Annotated in this window: 14 protein-coding genes; 13 read left to right on the top strand and 1 reads right to left on the bottom strand. The window is 72.4% G+C overall.

All coding sequences use genetic code 11. The features are described 5' to 3' along the window. Positions 1-4 precede the first annotated feature (4 nt). Positions 5-1,075 carry a S1C family serine protease gene (locus SY2F82_RS01140; protein ID WP_200417015.1) on the top strand — a complete coding sequence of 357 codons (1,071 nt, stop codon included), beginning with the start codon at positions 5-7 and terminating at the stop codon, positions 1,073-1,075. Positions 1,076-1,116: 41 nt separating this feature from the next. Here SY2F82_RS01140 and SY2F82_RS01145 read toward each other — a convergent pair whose 3' ends face one another. Continuing rightward, a complete protein-coding gene (locus SY2F82_RS01145; protein ID WP_200417016.1) occupies positions 1,117-1,326 on the bottom strand; it encodes a hypothetical protein in 210 nt (69 codons plus the stop codon). Positions 1,327-1,439: 113 nt separating this feature from the next. Here SY2F82_RS01145 and SY2F82_RS01150 point away from each other — a divergent pair, with 113 nt between their 5' ends. From SY2F82_RS01150 to SY2F82_RS01205, 12 genes are all read left to right on the top strand, one after another. Continuing rightward, a complete protein-coding gene (locus SY2F82_RS01150) occupies positions 1,440-2,639 on the top strand; it encodes a bifunctional adenosylcobinamide kinase/adenosylcobinamide-phosphate guanylyltransferase (protein ID WP_200417017.1) in 1,200 nt (399 codons plus the stop codon). Positions 2,640-2,721: 82 nt separating this feature from the next. Continuing rightward, positions 2,722-3,789 carry a nicotinate-nucleotide--dimethylbenzimidazole phosphoribosyltransferase gene (gene cobT / locus SY2F82_RS01155; RefSeq protein ID WP_200417018.1) on the top strand — a complete coding sequence of 356 codons (1,068 nt, stop codon included), beginning with the start codon at positions 2,722-2,724 and terminating at the stop codon, positions 3,787-3,789. 66 nt (positions 3,790-3,855) lie between these two features. Further along, on the top strand, positions 3,856-5,637 hold the full coding sequence (locus SY2F82_RS01160) for a phosphatidylglycerol lysyltransferase domain-containing protein (protein ID WP_200417019.1): 1,782 nt from the start codon (positions 3,856-3,858) through the stop codon (positions 5,635-5,637). A gap of 82 nt (positions 5,638-5,719) precedes the next feature. Then, entirely contained in the window at positions 5,720-6,403 is a 684-nt protein-coding gene (locus SY2F82_RS01165) for a hypothetical protein (RefSeq protein ID WP_200417020.1), read from the top strand. A 40-nt stretch (positions 6,404-6,443) separates the two neighbouring features. Next, entirely contained in the window at positions 6,444-7,226 is a 783-nt protein-coding gene (locus SY2F82_RS01170) for an adenosylcobinamide-GDP ribazoletransferase (protein ID WP_200417021.1), read from the top strand. Positions 7,227-7,479: 253 nt separating this feature from the next. Then, positions 7,480-9,009, top strand: a complete 1,530-nt coding sequence (locus SY2F82_RS01175; RefSeq protein WP_200417022.1) for a leucyl aminopeptidase — start codon at positions 7,480-7,482, stop codon at positions 9,007-9,009. A 302-nt stretch (positions 9,010-9,311) separates the two neighbouring features. Then, on the top strand, positions 9,312-10,700 hold the full coding sequence (gene lpdA / locus SY2F82_RS01180; RefSeq protein ID WP_200417023.1) for a dihydrolipoyl dehydrogenase: 1,389 nt from the start codon (positions 9,312-9,314) through the stop codon (positions 10,698-10,700). A gap of 61 nt (positions 10,701-10,761) precedes the next feature. Then, positions 10,762-12,591 carry a 2-oxoglutarate dehydrogenase, E2 component, dihydrolipoamide succinyltransferase gene (gene sucB, locus SY2F82_RS01185; protein WP_200417024.1) on the top strand — a complete coding sequence of 610 codons (1,830 nt, stop codon included), beginning with the start codon at positions 10,762-10,764 and terminating at the stop codon, positions 12,589-12,591. A gap of 193 nt (positions 12,592-12,784) precedes the next feature. After that, a complete protein-coding gene (locus tag SY2F82_RS01190) occupies positions 12,785-13,408 on the top strand; it encodes a GntR family transcriptional regulator (protein ID WP_200417025.1) in 624 nt (207 codons plus the stop codon). Between the two features lie 297 nt (positions 13,409-13,705). After that, positions 13,706-16,408, top strand: coding sequence for a pyruvate dehydrogenase (acetyl-transferring), homodimeric type (gene aceE, locus SY2F82_RS01195; protein ID WP_200417026.1), 2,703 nt, complete (start codon positions 13,706-13,708; stop codon positions 16,406-16,408). 116 nt (positions 16,409-16,524) lie between these two features. Next, positions 16,525-17,529 (top strand): YafY family protein, encoded by a 1,005-nt coding sequence (locus tag SY2F82_RS01200; protein ID WP_200417027.1) that lies wholly within the window; start codon positions 16,525-16,527, stop codon positions 17,527-17,529. A gap of 56 nt (positions 17,530-17,585) precedes the next feature. Beyond that, a complete protein-coding gene (locus SY2F82_RS01205; protein WP_200417755.1) occupies positions 17,586-18,104 on the top strand; it encodes a DUF4240 domain-containing protein in 519 nt (172 codons plus the stop codon). Positions 18,105-18,175 lie beyond the last annotated feature (71 nt).

The raw sequence follows: 18,175 nt of genomic DNA on the forward strand, positions 1-18,175 counted from the left end.
GGGCATGGACGCTTCCCGTACCCGTGTCCCGTACCCGCTGCGCGCCCCGCTCCTCGTCTGCTGTCTGGTCCTGCTCGGCGGCTGCACCGGCGGCTCCGGGTCCCCGGCCCGGACGGAGGACCCGGCGAGCGCACGGGCGGCCCCGACCTCGGCGGGGGACGACCTGCAGAGCGAGTACCAGCGGGTCGTCAAGGACGTCCTGCCGTCCGTGGTGCAGATCCGGACGGGCAACGCCCTGGGGTCCGGGGTGGTCTACGACGGCAAGGGGCACATCGTCACCAACGCCCATGTGATCGGGCGCGACCGGGCGTTCGAGGTGACCACCGCCAACAGCGAGCAGCCCCTGACCGCCCGGCTGGTCTCCTCGTACCCGGAGCAGGACCTCGCCGTCATCCGGCTGGACAAGGTGCCGCGCGGGCTGAAGGCGGCCGCCTTCGGGGACTCGGCCAAGGTCGAGGTGGGGCAGATCGTGCTCGCCATGGGCTCCCCGCTCGGGCTCGCGTCGAGCGTGACGCAGGGGATCGTGTCGGCGACCGGACGGACCGTCAGCGAGGGTGGCGACGGGGGTACGGGCGCCACCATCGCGAACATGGTGCAGACCTCGGCTGCGATCAACCCGGGCAACAGCGGGGGTGCGCTGGTCAACCTCGGCAGCCAGGTCATCGGCATCCCCACGCTCGCCGCGGCCGACCCGGAGCTCGGGGGCGGCGCGGCACCCGGCATCGGCTTCGCGATCCCGGCGTCCCTGGTGAAGACGGTCGCCGACCAGATCATCAGGACCGGGCACGTCACCGAATCGGGACGCGCGGCCCTCGAGATCTCGGCCCGCACGGTGGTGAACGACAGCTACCAGCCGGCCGGAGTCGCGGTGGTCGACGTCAAGAGCGGGGGCGCGGCCGACAGGGCGGGGCTCAGGGCCGGAGACATCGTCACCGGACTCGGTGACACGCGCATCACCACGCTGACGTCCCTCGCGGAGGCGCTCGCCGGTGACAAGCCGGGGCAGCGGACGACGGTGACGTTCCTGCGGGACGGTCACCGGAAGACGGTGGACGTCACCCTGGGCGAGCAGTAGGAGGATGGGCGAGGGCCGGGCCCCCGCCCCGCGCCAGTGGACTACTCCTCGGCGTGCAGGCTCATCGGCCCGTAGATCTCCGTGCCGTCCTCGAACAGCCGCACCTGGTCGGCGCCTCCGGCGAGCAGTTCCTTCCAGTGCTCCCCGATCCAGGACTCGGCGTCCCCCTGCGTGGTGAACTCCTCGGGCGCGACCGCGGGCTGGACCTCCGTCCCGTCGGCCTTCTCGAACCGCCACGTCCATGCCACCATGTACGCCTCCACGATGTGAGCACCTGCGAACCAGGGGCCGGATCTTGGTCCGGCTCGTGATCCGAGCGTAGCCGGACGCGCAAGACCTGCGGCGACCCTGGAAAATCGGGTCCGTGGAACTCACTCTGCTCGGTACCGGCGCCCCGCTCGGACTCCCCCGTCCCGCCTGTTCCTGCGCCGCCTGCGCGCGGGCGCTGGGGCCCGAGGCGCGGGCGGCGACCTCCTTGCTCGTGGACGGGGCGCTGCTGCTCGACCTGACGCCGGGCGCGGCGTTCGCGGCCGCGCGTGCCGGGCAGTCGCTGGCGGGCGTACGGCAGGTGCTGCTCACGCATCCGCACGACGGTCCCCCGGTGGAGGTCCCGGCGGGGCTGCCGCAGCCCGGGCGGGTCCCGGACGGGCGGGAGTTGGCGCTGCTGACCGGGCACCGGGTGCGGGCGCTCGCGATGGACGCGCCGGGCACGGGGTACGCGGTGACCGGTCCGGACGGGATGCGGCTGCTGTATCTGCCGCCGGGCGCGGCGCCCGCGGGGCTCGTGGGGCCGGCGGAGCCGTACGACATGGTGGTCGCCGATGTCGTCGGGCGGCCGGACGCGCTGGCGAAGCTGCGGGCGGTGGGGGCGCTCGGGCCGACCACGGACGTCGTCGCCGCCCATCTGGACCATGACGTCCCGCCGGGCGCGGAGCTGGCGCGGCGGCTCGCGGCGGCGGGGGCGCGGGCGGTGCCGGACGGCGCGGTGCTGCCCGTCGGCGCCTATGAGGACGTTCCGGACGTGCCGCGGCGCACCCTCGTGCTGGGCGGGGCCCGGTCGGGCAAGTCGGTGGAGGCGGAGCGGCGCCTGGAGGCCTTTCCTGACGTGCTGTACGTGGCGACGGGCGGGACGCGGGGCGGGGACACGGAGTGGGCGGCGCGGGTGGCCGCGCACCGTGAGCGGCGGCCCGGCTCCTGGCGCACCGCCGAGACCTGCGACCTCGTACCGCTCCTGAAGGAGGACGGGCCGCCGCTGCTGATCGACTGTCTGTCGCTGTGGCTGACGGACGCGATGGACGGGGTGAACGCGTGGGACGACGCCGAGTGGGCGGCCGGCGGCGAGCGGACGCTGCGGGCCCGGGTGGAGGAACTGGCGGCGGCGGTCCGCGAGACCCGGCGGACGGTCGTCGCCGTCTCGAACGAGGTGGGCTCCGGCATCGTCCCGGCGACCGCGTCCGGCCGCCGCTACCGCGACGAACTCGGCCGTCTGAACGCGGCGTTCGCGGCGGAGTGCGAGCATGTGCTGCTGGTGGTGGCCGGTCAGGCGCTGGCGCTGCGCGGATGACGGCCGAAGAGGTGGCCTTCACGGCACACCCTGATCGCGGGTGGCGCCCTGGCGTTCGATCTCTGCCGGTACTGTTCGGCGAATGAGCTCGCTTAATCTCGACGACTTCACCGATCTGATCGAGCGCCCCGACGGCGGGGTGCGCCGCGACGCGGAGGCGCGCCGGGAGCGTCAGATCGTGCCGCCCGGGGCGCTGGGGCGGCTGGACGACCTGGGTGAGTGGCTGGCGGCGGCGCAGTCCGCCGTGCCGGTGCGGCCGATCGAGCGGCCGCGCGCGGTGCTGTTCGCGGGCGACCACGGGGTCGCCTCGCTCGGCGTGTCGGCGCGCCCGGCGGGCGGCGCCGACCAGCTGGTGCGAGCGATCCTGGAGGGCGCCAGCCCGGCGTCGATCCTGGCGCGGCAGCTGAACGTGCCCGTGCGGGTGGTGGACATGGCGCTGGACTGCGACCCCGAGGGGCTTCCGCAGGACGTCGTACGGCACCGGGTGCGGCGCGGCAGCGGACGCATCGACGTGGAGGACGCCCTGACGCTTCAGGAGGCGGAGGCGGCGTTCCGGGCGGGGGTCGCGGTCGCGGACGAGGAGGCGGACGCCGGGACGGACCTGGTCGTCCTCGGTGATGTGAGCGTCGGTGGGACGACGCCGGCGGCGGTGCTGATCGCCGCGCTGTGCGGGACCGACGCCTCCGTGGTGACCGGGCGCGGGGGCCTGGCGATCGACGACCTGGCGTGGATGCGCAAGTGTGCGGCGATCCGGGACGCGCTGCGGCGGGCCCGGCCCGTGCTCGGGGACCAGTTGCAGCTGCTGGCGGCGGTGGGCGGTGCCGATCTGGCCGCGATGACGGGCTTCCTGCTGCAGTGTGCGGTGCGCAAGACGCCGGTGATCCTGGACGGGGTGGTGTCGGCGGCGTGCGCGCTGGTGGCGCAGCGGATCGCGTTCCGCGCGCCGGACTGGTGGCTGGCGGGCCAGAACAGCGGGGAGCCGGCCCAGGCCAAGGCCCTGGACCGGATGGCTCTGGAACCGCTGCTCGACCACGGCGTGACGGTCGGTGAGGGAGCCGGGGCCCTGCTGGCGCTGCCCCTGGTGCAGGCCGCCGCCGCGCTGGCGGCGGAGCTCCCGGAGAAGCCCGGGGAGGCCGAGGACAAGGAATGAACTAGCCGATTTCTGCCTTGAACCGCTCCCCCACCCACCCCCGAGCGCCCCATATCATCGCCCTTCATGGGAGATGCCCGATTTAGTGCGGAACGGGAACGCTCGGTTCGGCCGGGGGGCGGGGGGCGGGCCTCCCGGCGGGCCGCCGCGTTCGCCGTCTGGTACCTGCGGGCCGTCACGTTCGTCAACTTCCTCTCCGCCGTCTGGGTCTCCTTCGGGCAGGACGTGCGACGGCACAACCAGGAGAACCTGTTCACGCCGTACCTGCTGACCGCGGGCTTCGCCTCCGGCGTGTTCACGATGTTCCTCGCCGTCACCATGCGGCGTCGCAAGCGGGCCGCGTGGATCCTCAACCTGGCGCTCAGCGGCCCGTTCCTGCTGCTGTTCGCGTTCGCCATGACCTTCCCGGAGATCCGGCAGTACGCCCAGAACTGGATCTCCCTGGTTCTCACCGCGGCCTTCGCCGGCGCGCTCCTCGTCGGCCGGCGCGAGTTCTACGCCAAGGGCGACCGGTCCAACCCGCGGCTCGCCGCCGCCGTCGCCGCCGGTGGTCTGCTCACCTCCTCGCTGCTCGCCGCGTTCCTGGTGACCGTCACCAACACCGCGCCGGACACCCGTCGTTCGACCTTCCCGGAGCGCTGGCGCTACGGCACCCTGCGCCTGGTCTCGGTCACCGTGGACGACTCGCACTACCCGGGGATCGCCACCCCCAACTGGGTCAACGTCACCATCAACGTGTTCAGCACGCTGCTCGTCCTCGCCGTCCTGTACGCCGCCTTCCGCTCCCGGCGCGCCGTCGACCCGATCACCGAGGACGACGAGAAACGGCTGCGGGCGCTGCTCGAACGGCACGGCGAGCGCGATTCGCTCGGGTACTTCGCACTGCGCCGCGAGAAGAGCGTCATCTGGTCGCCCACCGGCAAGGCGGCCGTCGCCTACCGCGTCCTCGGCGGCGTCTCGCTCGCCTCCGGCGACCCGCTCGGCGACCCGGAGGCCTGGCCCGGCGCCATCGAGCCCTGGCTCGCCGAGGCCCGCGCGCACGGCTGGATCCCGGCCGTGATGGGCGCGAGCGAGGAGGCCGGAACCGTCTACGCGCGGCACGGGCTGGACGCCCTGGAACTCGGCGACGAAGCCATCGTGGACGTCGGCGAGTTCACCCTCGAAGGGCGGGCCATGCGCACCGTCCGCCAGGCCTGCAACCGGGTGCGACGCGCCGGGTACACGGTCCGTGTCCGGCGCCACGCGGACATCCCCGCCGACGAGATGGCGTTCCTGCTGCGCAAGGCCGACGACTGGCGCGACGGAGCCACCGAACGGGGCTTCAGCATGGCGCTGGGCAGGCTCGGCGACCCGGAGGACGGGCAGTGCGTGATGCTGGAGTGCAGGGACGGCGAGGGACGGCTGCGGGCGCTGCTGTCCTTCGTGCCGTGGGGACCGCACGGCCTGTCGCTGGACCTGATGCGGCGCGACCGGGACTCCGACAACGGCCTCATGGAGTTCATGGTCATCGAACTGCTGCGCCGCGCCCGGGAGATCGAGGTCACGCAGGTCTCGCTCAACTTCGCCATGTTCCGCTCCGTCTTCGAACGTGGTGCGCGGCTCGGCGCCGGACCGGTGCTCAGGCTGTGGCGTTCGCTGCTCAGCTTCTTCTCGCGCTGGTGGCAGATCGAGTCGCTGTACCGGGCCAACGCGAAGTACCGGCCCATCTGGGAACCGAGGTTCCTGCTCTTCGAGAAGAGCGCGGACCTGCTGCGCATCGGCATCGCCTCGGCGCGCGCCGAGGGGTTCCTGGAAGCCCCGGGGCTGCCGAAGTGGGTGCACCGCAAGCACCTCCAGTCACACAGGTGAGGAGCACGGGGGAGATGACGAGGGCCGGGGAGCCGAGGAGCGCCGGGGAGACGACGAGCGCCGGGCAGATGGGGACCGCTGGATGAACGCCCTCGTCCGCCTGGTCCGCGCGGAGTGGGGACCCCCGTACGTCACCGTGCGTGAGGCACTCGTCCGGCGCACCTGGCGGGCGCTGCCGATGACGCTCACGGCCGTGTGCCTCACGTCGGTCCTGCAGTTCGTGCAGAACCAGTCGTGGGGCTTTCAGTTCGTGCAGAACATCGGGTCCGTACGGGCCGAGGAGCCGCTGGGGCTGGCCCTGCTGCGCACCCCGCTCTCCCTCTTCGTACCGGCTCTCGACCTGCCGGTGTGGGGGGCGCTGCTGCAGATACTGTTCGTCTTCGGGATCGCCGAGATCTGCCTGGGCTGGTGGCGCACCCTCGTCATCGCCTACGCGGCCACGCTGGCCGGCACCCTGTACGCGCGCGTGGGCATCGGCCTGGGCGCGCACCATCCACTGGGGCTGCCCGCGACGGACGCGCAGGTCGTCGACACCGGGCCGTCGGCGGCGGTGATCGGACTGGCCCTGTTCCTGTGCTGGCGGTACGGCGCGCGCGTCACCGGGAGCGTGGTGATCGCGGCGATGGTCGTGGAGGTGGTCGTGAAGGACAACCTCGCGGGCAAGGAGCACATCGCGGCGATCGGGGCGGTGGTGTTGCTGTGCTCGGTGTCGGAGCTGCGTCAAGGTTCCCCGGACGTCGCGTGGTTGCGTGATACCCGGGGGTGAGGGTCCGGGGCGTGTCGGCTCGGCCAGCTACGCTGCCGCCGTGTCCAGGATCCCGCCCGCGCATGGCCTCCGTTTCGCCTTCGGCACCCTCACCGTGCTTCCCGTCGAGGTCACCCGGTGGGACCGGGACGCCGCGCGCGGAGGCATGTTGTGCGCACCCCTCGCCGGAGTCGTCGTCGGGGGGATCGCCGGGTCGGCCGGGGCGGTGCTGGATCTGCTGGGTGCGGGAGCCCTGCTCGCCGCCGTCGGTTCGGCTGCCGTGCCCGCCGTGCTCACCCGGGGGCTGCATCTGGACGGGCTGGCCGACACCGCCGACGGGCTCGGAAGCGGCAAGCCCGCCGAGGACGCGTTGCGGATCATGAAGCAGTCCGACATCGGGCCGTTCGGTGTGATCACGCTGGTCCTCGTGCTGCTGGCGCAGGTGGCGGCGCTCGCGCAGGCGTACGGCCACTCCTTGGAGCGGGGGGTCCTCGCGACGGTCGTCTCCGCGACGGCGGCCCGGCTGGCCCTCACCCTGGCCGCGCGCGCCGGCATACCGGCCGCCCGGCCCGAGGGGCTGGGGGCCGCGGTCGCGGGCGTGGTGCCGGCGGGCGGTGCGCTGGCGGTGGCCGTCGCCGTCGCCATGGCCGCGGCGGCCGGAGGGGCGCTCCTCGGGGCGTACGACACGGCCCGTACGGCCCTCTCGGTCGTCGTCGCGGTAGCCGTCGCCGAACTGCTGCTGCGGCACTGCGTGCGCCGCTTCGGCGGGGTCACCGGTGACGTCTTCGGCGGGCTCGCCGAGACCGCCGCGACGGCGGCACTCGTCGTGCTGTCCCTGGGCTGAACAGGCTGCGGCCACGCATCAGGTCGTACCGGACGCTGCGCGGGGCGGACTTCGGGGAGTGCACACCCGTCCCCGGCGGTGATCGCCGACGCCGGGCACCACGGAAACCGGCCACCGCGCGTAGGCTCGTGCCGGATGTTTCCCTGCCCAGGTGAAAACCGGATACGGAGCAGGGCCTAGGGTCGGTTCCCGGGCCGGCCGACCCCATCCGTTCGGCCACCTGAAACTCAATCGGAAGCGAGATTTCACCACCGTGACTGCTCTCACTCTCAGCACCGCCGCCGCGGCCGGCCTGCGCGCCGACGCGATCGTGGTCGGTGTCGCGAAGGGCGCTGAGGGCCCGGTCGTCGCACCGGGCGCCGAGGCCGTGGACCAGGCGTACGACGGCAGGCTCGCCGCCATCCTGCAGACCCTGGGCGCCTCGGGCGCCGAGGGCGAGGTGACGAAGCTGCCCGCGCCCTCCGGCTTCAAGGCCCCCGTCGTGGTGGCGGTGGGCCTCGGTGCCGAGCCGGAGAAGGACGAGGCGTTCACCGCCGAGGCGCTGCGCCGCGCCGCCGGATCCGCGGCCCGCGCGCTGACCGGATCCAAGAAGGCCGCTTTCGCGCTGCCGATCACGGACGCCGCCGACGCCGGCGTCATCGGCGAGGGGGCGCTGCTCGGCGCGTACTCCTTCGACACGTACAAGGAGAACGGCAAGAACGGCCGGAACGCCAAGAACGGCAAGGCCCCGCTCGCCGAGGTCGCCCTGCTCGGCGGCAAGCCCCGCGACAAGGCGTACAAGGCGGCCGTGGAGCGCGCCGTCGCCGTCACCGAGGAGCTCAACCGCGCCCGCGACCTGATCAACACCCCGCCGAACGACCTGAACCCGGCGGCCTTCGCGGCCCTCGCGCAGACCGCGGCCAAGGAGCACGGCATCAAGGTGCAGGTGCTCGACGAGAAGGCGCTGGCCAAGGGCGGTTACGGCGGCATCCTCGGCGTCGGCGCGGGCTCCGCCTCCGCCCCGTGCCTGGTGAAGCTGTCGTACACGCACTCCAAGGCGAGCAAGCACCTGGCGTTCGTCGGCAAGGGCATCACCTACGACTCGGGTGGCATCTCGCTGAAGCCGGCCGGCCACAACGAGACCATGAAGTGCGACATGTCCGGCGCGGCGGCGGTGTTCGCCGCGGTCGTGGCGGCCGCCCGCCTCGGTCTCGAGGTGAACGTCACCGGCTGGCTCGCCCTCGCCGAGAACATGCCGTCGGGTTCCGCGACCCGCCCCGGTGACGTGCTGCGCATGTACAGCGGCAAGACCGTCGAGGTCCTCAACACGGACGCCGAGGGCCGGCTGGTCCTCGCGGACGCGCTGTGGGCGGCCTCGGAGGAGAACCCGGACGCGATCGTGGACGTCGCCACCCTGACCGGCGCGATGATGCTGGCGCTCGGCAGCCGCACCTTCGGGATCATGGCGAACGACGACGCGTTCCGCACCGCGGTCCACGAGGCGGCCGAGGAGGTCGGCGAGGACTCCTGGCCGATGCCGCTGCCGGAGCACCTGCGCAAGGGCATGGACTCCCCCACGGCCGACATCGCGAACATGGGCGAGCGGATGGGCGGCGGACTGGTCGCCGGGCTGTTCCTGAGGGAGTTCGTCGGCGAGGGCATCACCTGGGCCCACCTCGACATCGCCGGCCCGGCCTTCAACGAGCAGGGTCCCTTCGGCTACACCCCGAAGGGCGGCACGGGTTCGGCGGTGCGCACGCTGGTCCGGCTCGCGGAGCTGGCGGCCGCCGGCGACCTGGGCTGACCGCGGCCCGTCCGGTGCGGGCGGCCCCCGGACCCGCGCGGTCCGGGGGCGCCCAGGTCCCGGCACCGGGCGTTACGCCCTCGACGAAATCCGTACGGCCCACCGGCGCCGCGACCTTGCGACGTGACGGATCAGACGTCTCACACACCGGCCCGGCGTCTCGGTAGCGGCCGACAAGTGCAAAGATGGGGTCTCGGCAGGACAGGGCCCCACCGAAGGGCCGAAGCATCAAGCGGCCGGACACCAGCCGCCTGCCGGTCACCGACGACCGGCGCACGGCGCACATGCATGGAGGACGTGACGTGGCGAACGACGCCAGCACCGTTTTCGACCTAGTGATCCTCGGCGGCGGTAGCGGTGGTTACGCCGCGGCCCTGCGCGGGGCGCAGCTGGGCCTGGACGTCGCCCTGATCGAGAAGGACAAGGTCGGCGGCACCTGCCTGCACAAGGGTTGCATCCCCACCAAGGCCCTGCTGCACGCGGGCGAGATCGCCGACCAGGCCCGCGAGAGCGAGCAGTTCGGCGTCAAGACCAGCTTCGAGGGCATCGACGTACCGGCCGTCCACAAGTACAAGGACGATGTCATCTCGGGCCTGTACAAGGGTCTGCAGGGCCTGATCGCCTCCCGCAAGGTGACCTACATCGAGGGTGAGGGCTACCTGTCCTCCCCGACCTCCGTCGATGTCAACGGCCAGCGGATCCAGGGCCGCCACGTCCTGCTCGCCACCGGCTCCGTGCCGAAGTCGCTGCCGGGCCTGGAGATCGACGGCAACCGCATCATCTCCTCCGACCACGCCCTCGTCCTGGACCGCGTGCCCAAGTCCGCGATCATCCTGGGTGGCGGCGTCATCGGCGTCGAGTTCGCCTCCGCGTGGAAGTCCTTCGGTTCCGACGTCACGATCATCGAGGGCCTCAAGCACCTCGTCCCGGTCGAGGACGAGAACTCCTCCAAGCTGCTCGAGCGCGCCTTCCGCAAGCGCGGGATCAAGTTCAACCTGGGCACCTTCTTCCAGAAGGCCGAGTACACCCAGGACGGTGTGAAGGTCACCCTCGCCGACGGCAAGGAGTTCGAGGCCGAGATCCTCCTCGTCGCCGTCGGCCGCGGCCCGGTCTCCCAGGGCCTGGGCTACGAGGAGGCCGGGGTCGCCATGGACCGCGGCTACGTCCTCGTCGACGAGTACATGCGCACCAACGTCCCGACCATCTCGGCCGTCGGCGACCTGGTCCCGACGCTGCAGCTCGCCCACGTCGGCTTCGCCGAGGGCATCCTGGTGGCGGAGCGCCTGGCCGGTCTGAAGGTCGTTCCGATCGACTACGACGGTGTCCCGCGGGTGACGTACTGCCACCCGGAGGTCGCCTCCGTCGGCATCACCGAGGCCAAGGCCAAGGAGATCTACGGCGCGGACAAGGTCGTCGCCCTGAAGTACAACCTGGCGGGCAACGGCAGGAGCAAGATCCTGAAGACCGCCGGCGAGATCAAGCTCGTCCAGGTCAAGGACGGTGCCGTGGTCGGCGTCCACATGGTCGGCGACCGCATGGGCGAGCAGGTCGGCGAGGCCCAGCTGATCTACAACTGGGAGGCGCTGCCGGCCGAGGTGGCCCAGCTCATCCACGCCCACCCGACGCAGAACGAGGCGCTCGGCGAGGCCCACCTGGCCCTGGCCGGCAAGCCGCTGCACGCACACGACTGACCCTCGGTCGACGAACGCGACGACACAGACTTCCGCACTTCGTTAAGGAGCAACCGAAACCATGGCGGTTTCCGTAACCCTTCCGGCGCTCGGCGAGAGCGTCACCGAGGGCACCGTCACCCGCTGGCTGAAGGCCGAGGGTGAACGCGTCGAGGCCGACGAGCCGCTGCTCGAGGTCTCGACCGACAAGGTCGACACCGAGATCCCCGCGCCGGCGTCCGGCGTGCTGTCCTCCATCAAGGTCGCCGAGGACGAGACGGTCGAGGTCGGCGCCGAGCTGGCCGTCATCGACGACGGAACCGGTGCCCCGGCCGCCGCCCCGGCCCCGGCCGCCGAGGCCGCTCCCGCCCCGGCCCCGACCCCCACGGCCGCTCCGGCCGCCCAGGCCCCGGCCGCCCCCTCCACCGAGCAGGCCGCCCCGGCCCCGGCCCCGACCGCCGAGGCCGCCGCCGGTGCCGGCACCGCCGAGGGCACCGAGGTGGTCCTGCCCGCGCTCGGCGAGTCCGTCACCGAGGGCACCGTCACCCGCTGGCTGAAGGCCGTCGGCGACACCGTCGAGGCCGACGAGCCGCTGCTCGAGGTCTCCACGGACAAGGTCGACACCGAGATCCCGGCGCCCACCTCCGGTGTGCTGCTCGAGATCGTCGTCGGTGAGGACGAGACCGCCGAGGTCGGCGCCAAGCTCGCCGTCATCGGCGCCCCGGGTGCCGCTCCGGCGGCCGCCCCGGCCCCGGCCGCCCCCGCTCCGGCGCCCGCCGCCGAGGCCCCGGCCGCCCCCGCGGCTCCGGCTGCCCCGGCCGCGCCCGCCGCTCCGGCTCCGGCTCCCGCCGCCCCGGCGGCCCCCGCCGCTGCCGCCCCGGCCCCGGCCCAGCCCGCGGCTCCGGCTCCCGCGCCGGCCGCGCCTGCGCCCACGCCCACGCCTGCCCCGGCCCCGGCTGCTCCGGCCGCCCAGCCGACCGACGAGGGTGCCTACGTCACCCCGCTGGTGCGCAAGCTCGCCGCCGAGAACGGCGTCGACCTGGCCACCGTCAAGGGCACCGGCGTCGGCGGCCGTATCCGCAAGCAGGACGTCATCGCCGCCGCCGAGGCCGCGAAGGCCGCCGCTGCCGCCCCGGCTCCGGCCGCCGCCGCACCGGCCGCCAAGAAGGCCCCGGCGCTCGAGGTCTCCCCGCTGCGCGGCCAGACCATCAAGATGCCGCGGATCCGCAAGGTCATCGGCGACAACATGGTCAAGGCGCTGCACGAGCAGGCCCAGCTGTCCTCGGTGGTCGAGGTCGACGTGACCCGCCTGATGAAGCTGCGCGAGCGTGCGAAGGCCTCGTTCCAGGCGCGTGAGGGCGTCAAGCTCTCCCCGATGCCGTTCTTCGTCAAGGCCGCCGCCCAGGCGCTGAAGGCCCACCCGGTCATCAACGCCCGGATCAACGAGGCCGAGGGGACCATCACCTACTTCGACACCGAGCACGTCGGTATCGCGGTGGACTCCGAGAAGGGCCTGATGACCCCGGTCATCAAGAACGCCGGTGACCTGAACATCGCCGGTATCGCCAAGGCCACCGCCGACCTGGCGGCCAAGGTCCGCGGCAACAAGATCACGCCGGACGAGCTGGCCGGCGCGACCTTCACCATCTCCAACACCGGTTCGCGCGGTGCTCTGTTCGACACGATCATCGTGCCGCCGGGCCAGGTCGCGATCCTCGGCATCGGCGCCACGGTCAAGCGCCCGGCCGTCATCGAGACGGAGGAGGGTACGGTCATCGGCGTCCGCGACATGACCTACCTGACGCTGTCCTACGACCACCGCCTGGTGGACGGCGCCGACGCGGCCCGTTACCTGACGACGGTCAAGGCGATCCTGGAGGCGGGCGAGTTCGAGGTCGAGCTCGGCCTCTGATCCCCTCAGGGATACGGCTGTACGACGCCCCCGTCCGGAGCTCTCCGGGCGGGGGCGTCGCGTTTGCCGGGTGTAAGCCTCGTCTCACCTGCGCAAAAGCGCCGGTATGCGCCCTTCCCCCGGGCGGCGGCGGCCGTATTGTCTAAACGTCAACGCCCCCGGGGGCCACTGGGCCCCTTTCTAAGGAGCCCTCATGACCGCGCCCGTCGTCCACTCGCTGCGCGAACAGATCCGCGAGCACATCGTGGAGGGGATCGTCAGCGGTCGCTGGAAGCCGGGCGAGCGGATCGTGGAGCGGCGGATCGCGACCGAGCTGGAGGTCAGCCAGACGCCCGTGCGCGAGGCGCTGCGGGAGCTGGAGTCGCTGCGACTGATCGAGTCGGCGCCGAACAAGGGCGTACGGGTGCGGAACCTGTCGGCGGCCGACCTGGAGGAGAGCTACCCGGTCCGGGCCGGTCTGGAGGCGATCGCGGCGGAGCTGGCGGCGCAGCGGCTGGCGGAGGACTGCTCGGCGCTGGAACCGCACGTGGCCGCGCTCTACGAGGCGGACCGCAGGTCGGACGGCACGGCGCAGGTACGGCACACGGTGGCCTTCCACCGGGAACTGGTCCGCGCGGCGGGCAACTCGGTGCTGCTGCACACCTGGGAGGGCCTGGGCATCGAGGTCTTCACGGCCCTGTCGATCCGCTGGCTGGGCACGGTCCAGCAGTCGTACGCGGAGGAACACGAGGAACTGGTACAGGCGTTCAAGCGCCGCGACCCGCGGATCGCGGACCTGGTGAAGGCCCACGTGCTCGGCTGCGCGCCGAGGGCGTGACGTCGTTCGACACCCCGCACCCACCCCGAACACCAGAGCGGCCTCGCGCTCAGACGCACTCTCACCTGCGAAAACTCCGCACAATGACGTCACCCGGTGCCACTACTGGAGGCACCCCGTGCCGACTTTCTCGTGATCAAGAGGTTTTGCCCCTCAACCCTTTGATCGATCATCGATCAGGGAGTTAGAGTCCCCGATGGACTCTCACCGGAGCCCACGCCCTGTCCTGCCAAAGACCAAGGGCACCCCCGACCCTTACCGATGAGGGAACCCCCTTCGACTGAGGAAGGCGGCGACATGACCGACCCCCAGGCCATCCAGCCGAGCGAGCTCGACCAGCTCCCGGACCGCGACCCCGAGGAGACCGCCGAATGGCAGGCCTCCCTGGACGCCGTCGCCAAGGCGGCCGGGCCGCACCGTGCCGCGTACCTGATGCGCCGCACGCTGGAACGGGCCGAGGGGAGCGGCATCGCGCTGCCGAAGCTCCTCGAGACCGACTACGTCAACTCCATCCCCACCGCCGCGGAGCCGTCCGTGCCCGGTGACGAGGAGATGGAGGCCCGGATCACCGCCTGGAACCGCTGGAACGCGGCGGCCATGGTGACGCGCGGCAGCAAACACGGCGTCGGCGGCCACATCGCCACCTTCGCCTCCGCCGCCTGGCTCTACGAGACCGGCTTCAACCACTTCTTCAAGGGCAAGGAGGGCGACGGCTCGGGCGACCAGCTCTACATCCAGGGCCACGCCTCCCCCGGCATCTACGCCCGCGCCTTCCTCGACGGCCGTCTGACCGAGCAGCACCTGGACAACTTCCGCCAGGAGGCCGGCGGCAACGGCCTGCCCTCCTACCCGCACCCGCGCCGCCTGCCCTGGCTGTGGGAGTTCCCGACCGTGTCGATGGGCCTCGGCCCGCTCTCCGCGATCTACCAGGCGCGCTTCAACCGCTACCTCACCAGCCGCGGCATCAAGGACGTCTCCGCCTCGCACGTGTGGGCCTTCCTCGGCGACGGCGAGATGGACGAGCCCGAGTCGACGGCGGCCCTCGCGCTCGCCGCCCGTGAGGAGCTGGACAACCTCACCTTCGTCATCAACTGCAACCTGCAGCGCCTCGACGGCCCGGTGCGCGCCAACTTCAAGATCGTGCAGGAGCTGGAGGCCCAGTTCCGCGGCGCCGGCTGGAACGTCGTCAAGACGCTGTGGGGCACCGCCTGGGACGAGCTGTTCGCCCTCGACACCACGGGCGCACTCGTACGCCGTCTGCGCGAGGTGCCGGACGCGCAGGTACAGACGTACCAGACCCGCGACGCCGCCTACATCCGCGAGGACTTCTTCGGCAAGGACCCGGCGCTCGCCGAGATGGCGAAGCTGCTGAGCGACGACAAGATCATCGAGTGCTTCCACTTCTCCCGCGGTGGTCACGAGGCGCGCAAGGTCTACGCCGCCTACAAGGCCGCCCTGGAGCACAAGGGCGCTCCGACGGTGATCCTGGCCCAGACGGTCAAGGGCCACACCCTCGGTGAGGGCTTCGCGTCGAAGAACGCCAACCACCAGATGAAGAAGCTGACGGTGGACGAGTTCAAGGCGATGCGCGACCGCCTCGGCCTGCCGATCAAGGACAGCGACTTCGTCGACGGCGTGGTCCCCTACGGCCACCCGGGCGCCGACTCCCCCGAGGTCCGCTACCTCCAGGAGCGCCGCGCTGCCCTCGGCGGCCCGGCCCCGGCCCGCCGCGTCCACCCGGTGGCCCCGCTGCCCGCGCCCGCCGAGAAGGCGTTCGCCGCCTTCGACAAGGGCTCCGGCTCGCAGAACGTGGCCACGACGATGGCGTTCGTCCGCCTGGTCAAGGACCTGGTCCGCGACAAGGAGACCGGCAGGCGCTGGGTGCCGATCGTCCCGGACGAGGCGCGCACCTTCGGCATGGAGAGCCTCTTCCCCTCCCTCGGCATCTACTCGCCCAAGGGCCAGACGTACGAGCCGGTCGACCGCGACCAGCTGATGTACTACAAGGAGGCCAAGAACGGCCAGATCCTCAACGAGGGGATCACCGAGGCCGGTTCGATGGCCGACTTCATCGCCGCTTCGACGTCGTACGCGACGCACGGCGAGGCGATGATCCCGTTCTACATCTTCTACTCGATGTTCGGCTGGCAGCGCACCGCCGACCAGATGTGGCAGCTCGGCGACCAGCTCGGCCGCGGCTTCCTCGTCGGCGCCACCGCCGGCCGTACGACGCTGACCGGTGAGGGCCTGCAGCACGCGGACGGCCACTCCCCCGTCATCGCCGCGACCAACCCGGCGGCGCTGACGTACGACCCGGCGTTCGCGTACGAGATCGCGGTCATCGTCAAGGACGGTCTGCGCCGTATGTACGGCGAGGCGGCGCCGGGCGAGGACCAGAACGTCTTCTACTACCTGACCGTATACAACGAGCCGCTGCCGCAGCCCGCGAAGCCCGCTGCCCCGGGCATCGACGAGGGCATCGTCAAGGGCCTGTACCGCTTCAACACGGCTGAGTCCGCGGGCCTGGCCCCGGTTGCCAACGCCCCGCGCATCCAGCTGCTGGGCTCCGGCACCGCGATCCACTGGGCGCTGAAGGCGCAGAAGCTGCTCGCCGAGGAGTGGGGCGTGGCCGCGGACGTGTGGTCGGCGACCTCCTGGACCGAGCTGCGGCGCGACGCCCTGGAGGCCGACGCGGCCCTGCTGCGCGGCGAGGAGCGGGTGCCGTACGTGCGCCAGGCGCTCCAGGGTGCCGAGGGCCCGGTGCTGGCCGTCTCCGACTACATGCGGCAGGTCCCGGACCAGATCGCGCAGTGGGTGGAGCAGGACTGGTCCTCGCTGGGCGCCGACGGCTTCGGCCTCTCGGACACCCGTGAGGCCGCCCGCCGCCACTTCGGCGTCGACGCCGAGTCGATCGTGGTCGCGGCCCTCGCCCAGCTCGCGGGGCGCGGCGAGGTCAAGGCGGCGGCCGTGAAGGAGGCCCGGGAGAAGTACGGCCTGTAACGGCTCGAGTCGGGTGAAGGGGTACGGCGCTCTCGCCGTACCCCTTCTCTGCCGCGAGAGAGGCGCCCCGTAGGCGAACGAGCCATAAAATCAGTGGTCCCCGGCATGATGAAGCCATGCGTGCCGCCCGTCTGATCAAAATGGTGCTGCTGCTCCAGGCCCGGCCCTCCATGACGGCCGCCGAGCTGGCGAAGGAGCTGGAGGTGTCCGAGCGGACCGTCACCCGGGACGCTCAGGCGCTGTCGGAGGCGGGGATCCCGGTGTACGCGGACCGGGGGCGGATCGGCGGCTACCGCCTGGTCGGCGGGTACCGCACCCGGCTGACCGGTCTCGCCCGCAGCGAGGCCGAGGCGCTGTTCCTGAGCGGCGTACCGGGCGCGCTGCGCGAGATGGGGCTTCACGACGCGGCCTCGGCGGCCCGTCTGAAGGTGTCGGCGGCCCTCCTCCCCTCGCTGCGCGACGCGCCGCGCACGGCGGCGCAGCGATTCCATCTGGACGCGCCCGACTGGTTCAAGGAGCCCGAGACACCCGCCCTGCTCCCGGCGGTCGCGGACGCCGTGTGGGACGACCGGCCGGTCACCGCGCGCTACCGGCGCGGCGAGGACGTGGTGGAGCGCGAACTGGAGCCCTACGGGCTCGTGCTGAAGGCGGGCGTCTGGTACCTGTGCGCGCGGGTCGGCGAGCCGCAGGGCCGCACCGCGCAGGACGCGGGGCACGGCTCCTTCCGGGTGTACCGCATCGACCGCTTCACCGCTGTGGACGTGGGCGGGGAACGCTTCCCCCGCGACGAGGAGTTCGACCTGCCCGCCTTCTGGGCGGAGCGCGCCGAGCAGTTCGCGCGGTCCATCCTGCGGGCCGAGGTCGTGGTGCGGCTGTCCGAGGACGGCGTGAGAAGACTGCCGTACGCCGTCGGCCACACCGCGGCTCGGGAGGCGCTGCGGGACGTGGACGCCCCGGACGAGCGAGGCTGGGTGAGGGCGACCCTGCCGGTGGAGTCCGAGGAGGTCGCGCACACCCAGCTCACGGCGCTCGGCCCGGAGGTCGAGGTGCTGTCGCCCGAGGGGCTGCGGGCGCGTTTCGCGAGCGACGCTCGGCGGCTCGCGGGGCTCTACGCCTCCTGACGTCCCGGCGCACTCCGCGTGCGCCCGTTGCGCCGAAGGCCGATGCTGGTCCCGTGATGGACGAGATGGAGTTCTGGGAGCTGGTGGACGCCAGCCGCGAGGCCGCCGAGGGCGATCCCGCGGAACAGGCCGACGTGCTCGTCGAGCGGCTGCTTCAGCTGGACCCGGAGTCGGTCGTGGACTTCGCCCGGCACTTCGAGTCCCGGTTCAACCGCTCGTACCGCTGGGACCTGTGGGGTGCCGCCTGGGTGCTGCTCGACGGGGCCAGCGACGACGCGTTCGACTCCTTCCGGTGCTGGCTGATCGGCCAGGGCCGGCACGTGTTCGAGGGCGCCCTGCACGATCCCGACTCGCTCGCCGACCTGCTGGAGGAGTTCGACGAGGAGATCGACGGCGACGGAGAGGAACTCGGCTACGCGGCGGACGAGGCGTACGAGCAGCTCACCGGCACCGAGACGCCCGACCTGGGCATCCCGCCCACGCCCGCGGAGCCGGAGGGCACACCGTTCGACCTGGAGAACGAGTCCGTGCTCGCCGAGCGCTACCCGAGACTGTGGGACCGTTTCCGGGCCTGAGGCCATGCCGCGCGCCGACGGGTGGCCTCCGAGGGCAGGTGGGCCTGCGCCTGGGCGGCGCCCGGGAGGTG

It is taken from the genome of Streptomyces sp. Y2F8-2, from assembly GCF_014905555.1.
Taxonomy (GTDB): domain Bacteria; phylum Actinomycetota; class Actinomycetes; order Streptomycetales; family Streptomycetaceae; genus Streptomyces; species Streptomyces cynarae.

Excerpts from the sequence above, each read along its gene's own strand:
- SY2F82_RS01140 (WP_200417015.1), top strand. The coding sequence starts at position 5 with ATGGACGCTTCCCGTACCCGTGTCCCGTACCCGCTGCGCGCCCCGCTC.
- SY2F82_RS01145 (WP_200417016.1), bottom strand. The coding sequence starts at position 1,326 with ATGGTGGCATGGACGTGGCGGTTCGAGAAGGCCGACGGGACGGAGGTC.
- cobT (WP_200417018.1), top strand. The coding sequence starts at position 2,722 with ATGAGCTCGCTTAATCTCGACGACTTCACCGATCTGATCGAGCGCCCC.
- SY2F82_RS01160 (WP_200417019.1), top strand. The coding sequence starts at position 3,856 with ATGGGAGATGCCCGATTTAGTGCGGAACGGGAACGCTCGGTTCGGCCG.
- SY2F82_RS01165 (WP_200417020.1), top strand. The coding sequence starts at position 5,720 with ATGAACGCCCTCGTCCGCCTGGTCCGCGCGGAGTGGGGACCCCCGTAC.
- sucB (WP_200417024.1), top strand. The coding sequence starts at position 10,762 with ATGGCGGTTTCCGTAACCCTTCCGGCGCTCGGCGAGAGCGTCACCGAG.
- SY2F82_RS01190 (WP_200417025.1), top strand. The coding sequence starts at position 12,785 with ATGACCGCGCCCGTCGTCCACTCGCTGCGCGAACAGATCCGCGAGCAC.
- aceE (WP_200417026.1), top strand. The coding sequence starts at position 13,706 with ATGACCGACCCCCAGGCCATCCAGCCGAGCGAGCTCGACCAGCTCCCG.
- SY2F82_RS01200 (WP_200417027.1), top strand. The coding sequence starts at position 16,525 with ATGCGTGCCGCCCGTCTGATCAAAATGGTGCTGCTGCTCCAGGCCCGG.
- SY2F82_RS01205 (WP_200417755.1), top strand. The coding sequence starts at position 17,586 with ATGGACGAGATGGAGTTCTGGGAGCTGGTGGACGCCAGCCGCGAGGCC.